The following is a 14,705-nucleotide window of genomic DNA, read 5'->3' on the forward strand; positions in this document are numbered from 1 at the left end:
CAACACTGGCCGCCGCTTTATCCTGATAAACGGATCACGGATCGATCATGTCCAGGAAACGTACTTCCCCCAATCGCAACGTGCAGATCGCTGACCAGATTCAGCGCGATCTGTCCGAACTCATCATGCGCGAGGTCAAAGACCCGCGCATCGGCATCGTGACCATCCAGAGCGTGGAGCTCACACCGGATTACGCACACGCGAAGGTCTACTTCACCGCGTTGACCGGCGATCCGGACAAGACGCAGGAAGCGCTGAACCACGCGTCGGGTCACTTGCACAACCTGTTGTTCAAGCGCCTGCACATCCATACGGTGCCGACGCTGCATTTCCACTACGACCAGACGATCGAGAAGGCCGTGGAAATGTCGCGCCTGATCAAGGAAGCGAACTCGACGCGCGCGAAGGACGACGACGAGGCCGATTCGGCCGCCAAGGACGACTGAGCTCGACCGGCCTATGACGACTGCAGCACCCCAACGTCCGCGCGTGCCCCGGCGCGTGCTGGACGGTGTCCTCCTGCTCGACAAGCCGGTCGGCCTGTCGAGCAACGATGCGCTGATTCGCGCGAAGCGTCTGCTGCTCGCGAAAAAAGCCGGTCACACCGGCACGCTCGATCCATTGGCTTCCGGCCTGCTGCCGCTGTGCTTCGGCGAGGCGACGAAGTTCTCGCAGGATCTGCTCGAAGCGGACAAGACCTACGAGGCGACGATGCGTCTCGGCCAGCGTACGGCCACCGGCGACGCGGAAGGCGAAGTGATCGAGACGCGGCCCGTCGAATGCGACCACGCGGCTGTGGAAGCCGCACTCGTGCGCTTCACCGGCGAGATCGTGCAGGTGCCGCCGATGTATTCGGCGCTCAAGCGTGACGGCAAGCCGCTGTATGAATATGCGCGGGCGGGGCAGATCGTCGAGCGCGAGGGCCGCAACGTGACGATCCTCGCACTCGACCTGCTCGCGTGCGACCTGCCTGACGTGACGTTTCGCGTGACCTGCAGCAAGGGCACTTACGTGCGTACGCTGGCGGAGGATATCGGCGAGGCGCTCGGTTGCGGCGCGCATCTGACGATGCTGCGTCGCACGGGCGTCGGCGCGCTGACGCTCGAGCATGCGGTGACGCTCGATGCGCTGTCCGATGCAGACGAAGCGTCGCGCGATGCATGGCTCCAGCCGGTCGACGCGTTGCTGTCGACGTTTCCGCTGGTTCGTCTCGATGAAACCAGCGCGAAACGGTTCCTGCACGGCCAGCGCCTGCCGCTGTCGGCGCTCGATCCGATCGACGCGGCCGAAGGCGAGCGTGTGCGCGTCTATGACGCCACTCGGCTGCTCGGCGTGGCGCGCAAGGCGAACGGCGTACTGGCGCCGGAACGGCTCGTCGTCACGGCGGCCTGACGCAGCCGCGCGAACGCTCCCGCTCGAATGAAAAAGCCCGGTCGATGTCGACCGGGCTTTTTGTTTGCGTCCAGGCTGCGTGTTCAGTGTGCAGCCGATGCCGCGGCACCTGCATCGCCACCACCCGAGCGTTCGGGTTTCGTGATCCAGATCAGCCCGATCAGCAGCACGAAAATCGCCGCCGAGATGTAGAACAAGTCGTTCACGCCGAGCTGCGCGGCCTGCTGCGTGGCCATGTTGTTGATCAGCCCGTGCGCCTGGTCCTGCGTCAGCCCGAGGTTGCCCATCTGCGTGACGGCCTGGTTGAACGTTGGGTTGTAGACGTTCGCCTGCTCGACCAGTTGCGCGTGATGGAAGTTGTTGCGATGGTCCCAGGCGGTCTGGAAGATCGACGTGCCGATGCCGCCGCACATGATCCGCACGAAGTTCGACAAGCCCGATGCCGCGGGGATGCGGTGGCCGGGCAGGCCGGACAGCGTGATCGACACCAGCGGGATGAAGAAGCCGGCCATCGCGATGCCCTGCACGAGCGTCGGCAGCGTCAGCGACCATTCGTCGACGCCCGTCGTGTAGCGCGAGCGCATCCAGAAGCACAGCGCAAACGTCAGGAACGACGCAGTGGAGATGAAGCGCGGATCGGTGCGCGGCAGATACTTCCCGGTGAGCGGCGACAGCAGGATCGCGAACAGCCCGACCGGCGCCATCACGAGACCGGCGTCGGTCGCGGTGTAGCCGATCTGCGTCTGCAGCCACAGCGGCAACAGCACGAGGTTGCCGAAGTACAGGCCGTACCCGATCGACAGCGCAACCGTGCCGCCGGTGAAGTTCCGCATGCGGAACAGCGACAGGTCGACGACCGGGTGCTCGGCAGTCAATTCCCAGATGACGAAGAACGCGAACGCAATGACGGCGGTCAGCGCGAGCACGATGATGGTCGTCGACGCGAACCAGTCGAGATCCTTGCCCTTGTCGAGCATGATCTGCAGCGATCCGACCCAGACGACCAGCAGCGCGAGGCCTACGCCGTCGATCGGCGCGCGGCGCACAGCCGACTCCCGGTTGCGATAGATCGCCCACGTCGCGGCGGCCGCGGCGATGCCGACCGGGATGTTGACGTAGAAGATCCACGGCCACGAGTAGTTGTCCGAGATCCAGCCGCCGAGGATCGGGCCGGCGACGGGCGCGATCAGCGTCGTCATCGCCCATAGCGCGAGCGCCATCGGTGCCTTGGCGCGTGGATAGCTCGACAGCAGGAGCGCTTGCGACAGCGGAATCATCGGGCCGGCCACCGCGCCTTGCAGCACGCGCGAGCCGAGCAGGAACGGCAGGTTGGGCGAGAGACCGCACATCCACGACGAAATCACGAACAGGATGATCGACGCGAGGAACAGGCGCACCTGCCCGAAGCGGTCGGTCAGCCAGCCGGTCAGGGGCACCGAGATCGCGTTCGCGACCGCGAACGACGTGATGACCCACGTGCCCTGGTCGGACGACACGCCGAGGTCGCCCGAGATGGTCGGGATCGCGACGTTCGCGATGGACGTGTCGAGCACGTTCATGAACACCGCGAGCGATACCGCGATCGTCCCGATCACGAGTTGCCCGCCCTGCAAGGGCGGGTGAGAGACAGGAGCCTGTGCCATGTCGGTTGCTTTTTCCGGAGTCGGAACGGTTACATCATCTTCGCGACGGCATTCGACTTCGACGCGGCCGGCGCCGATGCGTTGCCGCCTGCGTTCTCGGCGATGATGCGGGCGATTTCGGCATCGGCTTCGTCGCCGTACTTCGCGAACACGTTGGTCTCGTAAACGGTGTTCGGCGCGTTCACGAGCTGGTCGCCGCGTTCGTCCTTGATGTCCACGTCGACCTGCATCGACAGGCCGATGCGCAGCGGGTGCTTGTCGAGATCCTTCGGATCGAGTTCGATCCGCACCGGCAGGCGCTGCACGACCTTGATCCAGTTACCCGTCGCGTTCTGCGCCGGCAACAGCGAGAACGCCGAGCCCGTACCGGCCGAGAAGCCGACCACCTTGCCGTGGTACGTGACCGACGAGCCGTAGATGTCGGCCGTCATCTCGACCGGCTGGCCGATGCGCATGTGCTTCAACTGGACTTCCTTGAAGTTCGCGTCGACCCACACGGCATTGAGCGGCACCACCGACATCAGCGGGTTGCCGGGCGACACGCGCTGGCCGACCTGCACCGAGCGCTTCGCGACATAGCCGGTGACCGGCGCGGGCAGCACGTTACGTGCGTTCGCGAGGTACGCGTCGCGCACCTTCGCGGCGGCGGCCATCACGTTCGGGTGCGATGCGATCGTCGTGTTCGCGGTCAATGCGCGATTCGATGCGAGCTGCTGCTGCGCGGCGTCGACCGACGCCTGCGCGGCCTTCACCGCGTCGCGGGCATGCGAGATCTCTTCCTGCGACACGGCGCCCGTCTGCGCGACGGCGAGGCGGCGACGCAGGTCGTCCTGCGCCTTCGACAAGTCGGACTGGCGCAGCGCGACTTGTGCGCGGTACTGGTCGTCGTTGACGAATAGGCCGCGCACCTGGCGCACCGTTTGCGCGAGATTGGCTTCCGCCTGCTGCAGCGCGACCTGCGAGTCGGCCGGGTCGAGCACGACGAGCGGATCGCCGGCCTTGACGGTCTGCGTATCGTCGGCCTTCACCGCGATCACGGTGCCGGTGACTTGCGGCGTGATCTGCACGACGTTGCCGTTCACGTACGCGTCGTCGGTTCCTTCATGGAAGCGGGCGACGAGGAAGTAATACAGGCCGTACGCAATGGCCGCGATCACGATGACCGCGACGAGCAGCGTCATCATTCGCTTGCGCTTGCCGTTGTTCTGCGGCTGCGCGCTGGCGGCGTTTTGTTGGTCGCTCATGGCGATTTTCTCCGTCCGTTATTTCGAGTGTCTGCGTAGTGGTGGCGCCGGATCAGTTGGCGGCCTGTTTTGTCGGCTTGTCGGCATCGGGTGCGGCGAGCGGCGTGCCGGTCGCATCGAACCCACCACCCAGCGCCTTGATCAGCGCGAGCTGCATGTCGCGGCGGCGCATCTTCAGGTTGGTCACCGTCTGCTCCGATGCGAGGCGGTTGCTGTCCGCGGTCAGCACCTGCAGTTGCGGCGACAGGCCGGCCTTGTAGCGGATGACCGCGAGGTCATAGGCGCGCGTCGATGCGTCGAGTGCGCGTTGCGCATCGCCCATCTGGCGATCGACCGCGCGGATCGATGCGACCTGCGTCGCGACGTCGTTCAGCGCACTGATCAGCGTCTGGTTGTAGTTCGCCACCGACAGGTCGAAGTCCGCGTAGCGGCCCTTGAGCTGCGCGCGCAGCGCGCCGGCGTCGAAAATCGGCAGGTGGATCGCCGGGCCGAACTGCGCCTGACGGCTCGCGAAGTTCAGGAATTTGCCCCAGCCGAACGCATCGAAGCCGAAGCCGGCCGCGAGGTTCACGTCGGGATAGAACTCGGCCTTCGCTTCCTTCACGTCATGCATCGCGGCTTCGACCTGCCAGCGCGCGGCGACGATGTCGGGGCGGCGCGACACGAGATCGGCCGGCAGGTTGCCGGGCAGGGCGACTTCACCGCTCGGGTTCACCACGGGCGCGGCGATCTGCAGCCCGCGGTCCGGGCCCTTGCCGAGCAGCGCGGCGAGCTGGTAGCGCACCGTCGTGATCTGGCCATCGAGATCGGACAGCGAAGCCTGGGTCGTCGCGATATTGCCGCGCGCCGTCTGGCGTTCGACGTTGGTGTCGAGGCCGGCCGACACGCGGCCGTCGGTGATCTTGCCGACCGTCTCGCGGTTGGTTATCTCGCGCTGCGCGATATCGCGCAGCGCATAGAGTTGCGCGAGCGAGTTGTAGGTGCGTGCGACCGACGACGCGAGCGTGATGCGTGCCTGCTGCATGTCGGCTTCGGCGGCTTTTTCCTGCGACACGGCGGTATGCAGGCGCTCGCGGTTCTTGCCCCACAGGTCGAGTTCCCACGACGCGCTCGCGAGCGCGTTGTTCTCGCTGTACCACTGGCCACCGTACGGGGGCGGGAACAGCGCGTTCGACGAATACAGCTCGCGCGTCCACGAATAGCTGGCTTCCGCCTTCGGCATCAGGTTCGAGCGCGACGATTCGATGTATGACGACGCCTTTGCGATGCGCGCCTGCGCCTGCGCGATCGACGGATTGCCCTGCAGGGCTTCGTCGATCAGCTTCGGCAGTTGCGGATCGCCGAACTGGCTGGCCCAGTCGAGCGCCGGCCACTGGCCGCCCTGGGCCGGCAGGCTCTGGGCGGATTCGAATTGCGACGCGGGGGCGATCTGCTTGTCGCTCTTGATGCCGATGTAGTTCGCGCAGCCCGCCAGTGCCAGTGCGGCGACCGCGGCGGCGACGGCGGCGCGGCACGACCCGGCGCGCACGGACAACGGGGAGGATTTCATCGCGCTGATCCCTGACTCGGAATGAATGATGGACACTGCAAGGATTTCCTTACATTAATCTGTCAAAAGTAATTGTTATGGCAACTATTACGTGATGCTGCCGCCGGCGGTCTCGCAGTAGTTGCTGAGAATGCGGCGCAGCATGCTCTTCAGAAACCCGACTTCCTCCGGCGTAAACCCGTCCAGCACCTGGTCGAGCACGCTGCGGAAAATCGGCGGCAGCCGTTCGGCGAGTGCACGGCCTTCGTCGGTCAGCTCGAGGCGCACGACACGCCGATCCTCGACGCTGCGGACGCGAGAAAGCAGGCCGCGTTTCTCGACCCGGTCGAGCAGGCGCGTGACCGCGCTCGCGTCGATCCCGTACTCGCGCGCGAGCTCGGCGGCCGTCGAGCATTTGCCGACCGCGATCATGAACAGCATGCTCGCCTGCGTGCCCGTGATGCCGAGCTCCTCCTGCGTGCGTTGCGTGACGAGGTTGGTCATCACGGACTTCACGCGCGACATCAGATAACCGACGCTGTCGTTCATCTGATACGAGGACAGCGGCGAGACGGGCGGTTGGGTAGAAGAATCCGACATAAAACCCTGAAGCTGCAATAGTTGACTAGGCAGCAGTATAGGCACAGTTGCTTGCCGCGGCAAATGTTAATCGAACGGCAAAGGGCGCGCTTTGTGTCCCATAAATCCACTATCCCAATAAGGTTTTTGGGGCTTGCCAATGGCGCGGGCTTCGGCCGACCGGCGGGTTCGAGGGGAGGGTGTGCGGTCGTCTGGTGTTGCGTCGCAACGTGCCGGTCAGCTCCCGACATCCGCACGTGCTATAATTTGTGGCTTTCCAAGCTGCAATGCGCGCGCCCGTGAAAAACGAGCGGGCGCTTTTGCGCGTTCAAACGATTTCCAGGTTTCTATGACCCGCGCCCTTCGCAATATCGCCATCATCGCCCACGTCGACCACGGCAAGACCACGCTCGTCGACCAACTGCTTCGCCAGTCCGGCACCTTCCGCGAGAACCAGCAGATTGCCGAGCGGGTGATGGACTCGAACGACATCGAAAAAGAGCGCGGGATCACGATTCTCGCGAAGAACTGCGCGGTCGAGTACGAAGGCACGCACATCAACATCGTCGACACGCCGGGGCACGCGGACTTCGGTGGCGAGGTGGAGCGCGTGCTGTCGATGGTCGACTCGGTGCTGCTGCTCGTCGACGCGGTCGAGGGCCCGATGCCGCAGACCCGCTTCGTCACGAAGAAGGCGCTCGCGCTCGGCCTGAAGCCGATCGTCATCGTCAACAAGATCGACCGTCCGGGTGCGCGGATCGACTGGGTCATCAACCAGACCTTCGACCTGTTCGACAAGCTCGGCGCAACCGAAGAGCAGCTCGATTTCCCGATCGTCTACGCATCGGGCCTGAACGGCTATGCGTCGCTCGACCCGGCCGCGCGCGAAGGCGACATGCGCCCGCTGTTCGAGGCAGTCCTCGAGCACGTGCCGGTCCGCCCGGCGGATCCGGACGCACCGCTGCAGCTGCAGATCACGTCGCTCGATTATTCGACGTACGTCGGCCGGATCGGCGTCGGCCGCATCACGCGCGGTCGCATCAAGCCGGGCCAGCCGGTCGCGATGCGCTTCGGCCCGGAAGGCGAAGTGCTGAACCGCAAGATCAACCAGGTGCTGTCGTTCACGGGTCTCGAGCGCGTGCAGGTCGAATCGGCCGAAGCGGGCGACATCGTGCTGATCAACGGTATTGAAGACGTCGGCATCGGCGCGACGATCTGCGCGGTGGATACGCCGGAAGCGCTGCCGATGATCACCGTCGACGAACCGACGCTGACGATGAACTTCCTCGTCAACTCGTCGCCGCTCGCCGGCCGCGAAGGCAAGTTCGTCACGAGCCGCCAGATCCGCGACCGCCTGATGAAGGAGCTGAACCACAACGTCGCGCTGCGCGTGAAGGACACCGGCGACGAAACGGTGTTCGAAGTGTCGGGTCGTGGTGAGCTGCACCTGACGATTCTCGTCGAGAACATGCGGCGTGAAGGCTACGAGCTGGCCGTGTCGCGTCCGCGCGTCGTGATGCAGGAAATCGACGGTGTGCGTCACGAGCCGTACGAACTGCTGACCGTCGACGTCGAGGACGAGCATCAGGGTGGCGTGATGGAAGAGCTCGGCCGCCGCAAGGGCGAGATGCTCGACATGGCGTCGGACGGCCGCGGTCGCACGCGTCTGGAGTACAAGATCTCGGCGCGTGGCCTGATCGGCTTCCAGAGCGAATTCCTGACGCTCACGCGCGGCACGGGCCTGATGAGCCACATCTTCGACTCGTACGCACCGGTCAAGGACGGCTCGGTGTTCGAGCGCCGCAACGGCGTGCTGATCTCGCAGGACGACGGTGCTGCCGTGGCCTACGCACTGTGGAAGCTGCAGGATCGCGGCCGCATGTTCGTGAAGCCGGGCGACGCGCTCTATGAGGGCATGATCATCGGCATCCACAGCCGCGACAACGACCTCGTCGTGAACCCGATCAAGGGCAAGCAGCTGACCAACGTGCGCGCGTCGGGTACCGACGAAGCGGTGCGCCTCGTGCCGCCGGTCCAGATGTCGCTGGAATACGCGGTCGAATTCATCGACGACGACGAGCTCGTCGAAGTGACGCCGCAATCGATCCGCCTGCGCAAGCGCTTCCTGAAGGAGCACGAGCGTCGCCGCGCGAGCCGCGAAGGCGCGGTCGACTAAGCGTTCCGGCCGTTCGCTGCGTCACGGAAAAGGCTGCCTGCGGGCAGCCTTTTTTGCATCTGCGCGAGGCGCAATCGGATTGTCTGCAAAACACTGTTCCCGCGGCTCGTGGCAATCCGGCAAAACCCCGTCGCGCGGTGCTTTCGGGCACATTTCGCCGTGAACTCCGGTATCGGTTCTGTGATATGCTGCGCGCACGCAAGTTTTAGGTCCTTCCAAGCAAGACTTGATTCGCAATCCGCTAAACGGTCAGGCCGTGTCGCGGAAGGTTGAGTAACCCGCTATTTCTCGAGAAGCTCGAAGAAAGGTGAGCGTAAAATGTCAGATGTAATGAAGCAGTTTCAGCTGAACTCCTATCTGTTCGGCGGCAATGCTTCGTACGTTGAAGAACTGTACGATGCATACCTCAACAATCCGGCATCGGTGCCGGAAAACTGGCGAGAGTATTTCGACGCGCTGCAGAATGTGCCTGCAACGGACGGTTCGAATGCCAATGACGTCGCCCATTTTCCGATCGTCGAATCGTTCGCCGAGCGCGCGAAGGCCAATGCCTTCATTCCGCGCGAAAGCACGACCAATCTGGCTGCGGCACGCAAGCAGGTGCACGTCCAGTCTCTCATCAGCGCGTATCGCTTCCTCGGCTCGCAATGGGCCAATCTGGATCCCCTGAAGCGTCGCGAACGTCCCGCCATTCCCGAGCTCGAACCCGCGTTCTACGATTTCTCCGAAGGCGACCTCGACCAGACGTACAGCGCAAGCAACCTGTACTTCGGTTTCGACCAGGCTTCGCTGCGTGACATCGTCAAGGGCCTGCGCGACACGTACTGCGGCACGATCGGCGCCGAGTACATGTACATCAGCGACCCGGAACAGAAGCGCTGGTGGCAGGAGCGCCTGGAGTCGACCCGCGCGACGCCGAACTTCTCGGCCGACGAGAAGAAGCACATCCTGAATCGCCTGACGGCCGCAGAAGGCCTCGAGCGTTACCTGCATACCAAGTACGTCGGCCAGAAGCGCTTCTCGCTCGAAGGCGGCGAAAGCTTCATCGCGGCGATGGACGAAGTCGTCCAGCACGCGGGCAAGCGCGGCGTGCAGGAAATCATCATCGGCATGGCCCACCGTGGCCGTCTGAACGTGCTGGTCAACACGCTGGGCAAGATGCCGGCCGACCTGTTCGCCGAATTCGAAGGCAAGCACGTCGACGACCTGCCGGCCGGTGACGTGAAGTACCACAAGGGCTTCTCGTCGGATGTGTCGACGGAAGGCGGCCCGGTCCACCTGTCGCTCGCGTTCAACCCGTCGCACCTCGAAATCGTGAACCCGGTGGTCGAAGGTTCCGCGAAGGCGCGGATGGACCGTCGCGGCGACGAAGACGGCCTGCAAGTGCTGCCGGTGCAGATCCACGGTGACGCGGCCTTCGCTGGCCAGGGCGTCGTGATGGAAACGCTGAACCTCGCACAGACGCGCGGCTACGGCACGCACGGCACGCTGCACATCGTCATCAACAACCAGATCGGCTTCACGACGTCCGACCCGCGCGATGCGCGCTCGACGCTGTACTGTACCGACGTCGTCAAGATGATCGAAGCGCCGGTGCTGCACGTGAACGGTGACGATCCGGAAGCTGTCGTGCTCGCGATCCAGATCGCGATCGACTACCGGATGCAGTTCCACAAGGATGTCGTGATCGACATCGTTTGCTTCCGCAAGCTGGGTCACAACGAGCAGGACACGCCGGCGGTCACGCAGCCGCTGATGTACAAGAAGATCGCGCAGCACCCGGGCACCCGTGCGCTGTACGCCGAGAAGCTCGTGCAGCAGGGCGTGATCACCGCGGAAGACGCCGACAACTACGTGAAGGCGTACCGCAAGGCGATGGACGACGGTCACCACACGGTCGACCCGGTCCTGTCGAACTACAAGAGCAAGTACGCGGTCGACTGGGTTCCGTTCCTGAACCGCAAGTGGACGGATGCAGCCGACACGGCCGTGCCGCTCGCAGAACTGAAGCGCCTCGGCGAACGCATCACGACGGTCCCGGAAAACTTCAAGGTCCACCCGCTCGTCGAGCGCGTGATCAACGACCGCCGCAACATGGCGCGTGGCGACCAGCCGCTCGACTGGGGCATGGGCGAACACCTCGCGTTCGCGTCGCTCGTCGCATCGGGTTACTCGGTGCGGCTGACCGGCCAGGACTCGGGCCGCGGCACGTTCACGCACCGTCACGCGGTGCTGCACGACCAGAACCGCGAGCGCTGGAACGACGGCACGTACGTGCCGCTGCAGAACATCGCCGAAGGCCAGGCGAAGTTCACGGTGATCGACTCGGTGCTGTCGGAAGAAGCGGTGCTGGGCTTCGAATACGGTTACTCGACCGCCGAGCCGAACACGCTCGTGCTGTGGGAAGCGCAGTTCGGCGACTTCGTCAACGGCGCGCAGGTCGTGATCGACCAGTTCATCTCGTCGGGCGAAGTGAAGTGGGGCCGCGTGTCGGGTCTGACGATGCTGCTGCCGCACGGCTACGAAGGCCAGGGTCCGGAGCACTCGTCGACGCGTATCGAGCGTTTCCTGCAACTGTGCGCGGATCACAACATGCAGGTCGTTCAACCGACGACGCCGGCGCAGATCTTCCACCTGCTGCGTCGCCAGATGATCCGCCTGTTCCGCAAGCCGCTGATCGTCGCAACGCCGAAGTCGCTGCTGCGTCACAAGGAAGCGGTGTCGGACCTGTCGGAACTCGCGAAGGGTTCGTTCCAGCCGGTGCTGGGCGAAACCGACGGCGGCATCGACGCGAAGAAGGTCAAGCGCGTGCTGGCATGCTCGGGCCGCGTGTATTACGACCTCGTCGCCCATCGCCGCGAAGCGAAGGCGAACGACGTCGCGATCATCCGTATCGAGCAGTTGTATCCGTTCGCGCACAAGCAGTTCGAAGCCGAAATGAAGAAGTACGAGAACGCGACTGAAGTGGTCTGGGTGCAGGACGAGCCGCAGAACCAGGGCCCCTGGTTCTACGTCGAGCACCATCTGAAGGAAGGCATGAAGGAAGGGCAGAAGCTGGCATACAGCGGCCGTCCGGCTTCGGCCTCGCCGGCGGTTGGCTACTACGCGAAGCACTACGAGCAGCAGAAGGCCCTCATCGAAGGTGCTTTCGGCCGCCTGAAGAGCGCATCGATCGCGAAATAACCGACGGAAGCGAAACGGGAAGGCGCCATGCGCTTTCCCGTCTCTTTTGGCCCGCCGGGCGCGTTGCGCGCCGCACCGGCCGAAGGAATCGCACGAACCTCGTCACACCCCAGATTAAGCATCCAGGAAAATCACATGGCTATCGTAGAAGTCAAAGTCCCCCAGCTTTCGGAGTCGGTTTCGGAAGCCACCATGCTGCAGTGGAAGAAGAAGCCGGGCGAAGCAGTTGCTCAAGACGAAATCCTGATCGAACTCGAGACCGACAAGGTCGTGCTCGAAGTGCCGGCACCGGCCGCGGGCGTGCTCGCGCAAGTGCTGCAGAACGACGGTGACACCGTCGTTGCCGATCAGCTGATCGCAACGATCGACACCGAAGCGAAGGCAGGTGCAGCCGAAGCCGCGGCAGGCGCCGCCGAAGTCAAGCCGGCAGCAGCGCCTGCTGCAGCTGCACCGGCAGCACAGCCGGTCGCTGCAGCCGCATCGTCGACCACCGCATCGCCGGCCGCATCGAAGCTGCTGGCCGAGAAGGGCCTGTCGGCAGGCGACGTCGCGGGTTCGGGCCGCGACGGCCGCGTCACGAAGGGCGACGCGCTGGCAGCAGGCAGCGCACCGAAGGCCGCTCCGGCTGCCGCACCGGCGAAGACCGCCGCTGCGAAGCCGTCGCTGCCGGAAGTGAAGGTGCCGGCATCGGCCGCGACCTGGCTGAACGACCGTCCGGAACAGCGCGTGCCGATGTCGCGCCTGCGCGCGCGTATCGCCGAGCGTCTGCTCGAGTCGCAGCAGACCAACGCGATCCTGACCACGTTCAACGAAGTGAACATGGCCCCGGTCATGGAGCTGCGCAACAAGTACAAGGACAAGTTCGAGAAGGAACATGGCGTGAAGCTCGGCTTCATGTCGTTCTTCGTGAAGGCGGCCGTCCACGCGCTGAAGAAGTTTCCGCTCGTGAACGCGTCGATCGACGGTAACGACATCGTCTACCACGGCTACTTCGACATCGGTATCGCTGTCGGCTCGCCGCGCGGCCTCGTCGTGCCGATCCTGCGCAACGCGGATCAACTGAGCCTCGCCGAGATCGAAAAGAAGATCGCCGAGTTCGGCCAGAAGGCGAAGGACGGCAAGCTGTCGATCGAGGAAATGACGGGCGGTACGTTCTCGATCTCGAACGGCGGCGTGTTCGGCTCGATGCTGTCGACCCCGATCATCAACCCGCCGCAATCGGCAATCCTCGGCGTGCACGCGACGAAGGAGCGTCCGGTCGTCGAAAACGGCCAGATCGTGATCCGTCCGATCAACTACCTCGCGCTGTCGTACGACCACCGCATCATCGACGGCCGCGAAGCCGTGCTGTCGCTCGTCGCGATGAAGGATGCGCTGGAAGATCCGGCACGCCTGCTGCTCGACCTGTAAGCCGAGTTTCACCGCATTGACCCGCACCGCACGGGCGCGCGACACGCGCGGCCCGTGCGGCTGCACAAGAAGAAAGGATTGTCATGTCCAAGGAATTTGACGTCGTCGTGATCGGCGCCGGCCCCGGCGGCTACATCGCCGCGATCCGCGCCGCGCAGCTCGGCAAGACCGTTGCCTGTATCGAGAAGTGGAAGAACCCGGCCGGCGCGCTGAAGCTCGGCGGTACGTGCCTGAACGTCGGCTGCATCCCGTCGAAGGCGCTGCTCGCATCGTCGGAAGAGTTCGAGAACACGTCGCACCACCTGGCCGACCACGGCATCACGGTCGACGGCGTGAAGATCGACGTCGCGAAGATGCTCGGCCGCAAGGACGCGATCGTCGAGAAGATGACGAGCGGGATCGAGTTCCTGTTCAAGAAGAACAAGATCACCTGGCTGAAGGGCCATGGCAAGTTCACCGGCAAGACCGACGCCGGCGTGCAGATCGAAGTGAGCGGCGAAGGTGAAACCGAAGTCGTCACCGCAAAGAACGTGATCATCGCGACGGGCTCGAAGGCGCGTCACCTGCCGGGCATCCCGGTCGACAACAAGATCGTGTCGGACAACGAAGGTGCGCTGACGTTCGACTCGGTGCCGAAGAAGCTCGCCGTGATCGGCGCAGGCGTGATCGGCCTCGAGCTCGGCTCGGTGTGGCGTCGCCTCGGTGCCGAAGTGACGGTGCTCGAAGCGCTGCCGGCCTTCCTCGGCGCAGCCGACGAAGCGCTCGCGAAGGAAGCGGCCAAGCTGTTCAAGAAGCAGGGCCTCGACATCAACCTCGGCGTGAAGATCGGCGAAGTGAAGACGACCGCGAATGGCGTGTCGATCGCCTACACGGACAAGGACGGCAACGCGCAGACGCTCGACGCCGACCGCCTGATCGTGTCGGTCGGCCGCGTGCCGAACACCGACAACCTCGGCCTCGAGGCAATCGGCCTGAAGGCGAACGAGCGCGGCTTCATCGACGTGGACGACCACTGCCGCACGGCGGTGCCGAACGTGTACGCGATCGGCGACGTGGTGCGTGGCCCGATGCTCGCGCACAAGGCGGAAGACGAAGGCGTGCTGGTCGCGGAAGTGATCGACGGCCAGAAGCCGCACATCGACTACAACTGCATTCCGTGGGTGATCTACACGTACCCGGAAATCGCATGGGTCGGCAAGACGGAGCAGCAGCTGAAGGCGGAAGGCCGCGAGATCAAGTCGGGCAAGTTCCCGTTCTCGATCAACGGCCGCGCGCTCGGCATGAACGCGCCGGACGGCTTCGTGAAGATGATCGCGGACGCGAAGACCGACGAACTGCTCGGCGTGCACGTGATCGCGGCGAACGCGTCGGACCTGATCGCGGAAGCCGTGGTGGCGATGGAATTCAAGGCGGCGTCGGAAGACATCGCCCGTATCTGCCATCCGCACCCGTCGATGTCGGAAGTGATGCGCGAAGCGGCGCTCGCCGTCGACAAGCGCTCGCTGAACAGCTGAGCGCGGTATAGCGCCGGCCGGCCATCGGCCGGCGCA

The 14,705-nt window shown here is 64.4% G+C and carries 10 protein-coding genes; 6 read left to right on the top strand and 4 right to left on the bottom strand.

What is annotated here, in order from left to right:
* Nucleotides 1-47: 47 nt before the first annotated feature.
* Both rbfA and truB read left to right on the top strand, forming a co-directional pair.
* On the top strand, nt 48-446 hold the full coding sequence (gene rbfA / locus CFB47_RS08850; RefSeq protein WP_089425212.1) for a 30S ribosome-binding factor RbfA: 399 nt from the start codon (nt 48-50) through the stop codon (nt 444-446).
* 13 nt (nt 447-459) lie between these two features.
* A complete protein-coding gene (truB, locus tag CFB47_RS08855) occupies nt 460-1,392 on the top strand; it encodes a tRNA pseudouridine(55) synthase TruB (protein ID WP_089460973.1) in 933 nt (310 codons plus the stop codon).
* 83 nt (nt 1,393-1,475) lie between these two features.
* Here the strand turns inward: truB and CFB47_RS08860 are convergent, their stop codons facing one another.
* The 4 genes from CFB47_RS08860 to CFB47_RS08875 form a co-directional block, all read right to left on the bottom strand.
* Nucleotides 1,476-3,035, bottom strand: a complete 1,560-nt coding sequence (locus CFB47_RS08860) for a DHA2 family efflux MFS transporter permease subunit (RefSeq protein WP_071334374.1) — start codon at nt 3,033-3,035, stop codon at nt 1,476-1,478.
* Between the two features lie 29 nt (nt 3,036-3,064).
* Nucleotides 3,065-4,279 (bottom strand): HlyD family secretion protein, encoded by a 1,215-nt coding sequence (locus CFB47_RS08865; RefSeq protein ID WP_089460974.1) that lies wholly within the window; start codon nt 4,277-4,279, stop codon nt 3,065-3,067.
* Between the two features lie 52 nt (nt 4,280-4,331).
* A complete protein-coding gene (locus CFB47_RS08870) occupies nt 4,332-5,828 on the bottom strand; it encodes an efflux transporter outer membrane subunit (RefSeq protein ID WP_089425216.1) in 1,497 nt (498 codons plus the stop codon).
* A gap of 87 nt (nt 5,829-5,915) precedes the next feature.
* Nucleotides 5,916-6,407, bottom strand: coding sequence for a MarR family winged helix-turn-helix transcriptional regulator (locus CFB47_RS08875; RefSeq protein ID WP_069247824.1), 492 nt, complete (start codon nt 6,405-6,407; stop codon nt 5,916-5,918).
* Nucleotides 6,408-6,735: 328 nt separating this feature from the next.
* Here CFB47_RS08875 and typA point away from each other — a divergent pair, with 328 nt between their 5' ends.
* The 4 genes from typA to lpdA all read left to right on the top strand — a co-directional run bounded on the left by typA (nt 6,736) and on the right by lpdA (nt 14,669).
* On the top strand, nt 6,736-8,562 hold the full coding sequence (typA, locus tag CFB47_RS08880) for a translational GTPase TypA (protein ID WP_021162397.1): 1,827 nt from the start codon (nt 6,736-6,738) through the stop codon (nt 8,560-8,562).
* A 318-nt stretch (nt 8,563-8,880) separates the two neighbouring features.
* The gene (locus CFB47_RS08885; protein ID WP_069247825.1) at nt 8,881-11,745 is read left to right on the top strand and encodes a 2-oxoglutarate dehydrogenase E1 component; all 2,865 of its coding nucleotides are present in this window, start codon (nt 8,881-8,883) and stop codon (nt 11,743-11,745) included.
* A 135-nt stretch (nt 11,746-11,880) separates the two neighbouring features.
* Entirely contained in the window at nt 11,881-13,155 is a 1,275-nt protein-coding gene (gene odhB / locus CFB47_RS08890; protein ID WP_089456100.1) for a 2-oxoglutarate dehydrogenase complex dihydrolipoyllysine-residue succinyltransferase, read from the top strand.
* An 83-nt stretch (nt 13,156-13,238) separates the two neighbouring features.
* Nucleotides 13,239-14,669 carry a dihydrolipoyl dehydrogenase gene (lpdA, locus tag CFB47_RS08895; protein ID WP_089425219.1) on the top strand — a complete coding sequence of 477 codons (1,431 nt, stop codon included), beginning with the start codon at nt 13,239-13,241 and terminating at the stop codon, nt 14,667-14,669.
* The last annotated feature ends 36 nt before the right edge of the window (nt 14,670-14,705 follow it).

The organism is Burkholderia sp. AU27893, from assembly GCF_002223205.1.
Taxonomy (GTDB): Bacteria; Pseudomonadota; Gammaproteobacteria; order Burkholderiales; family Burkholderiaceae; genus Burkholderia.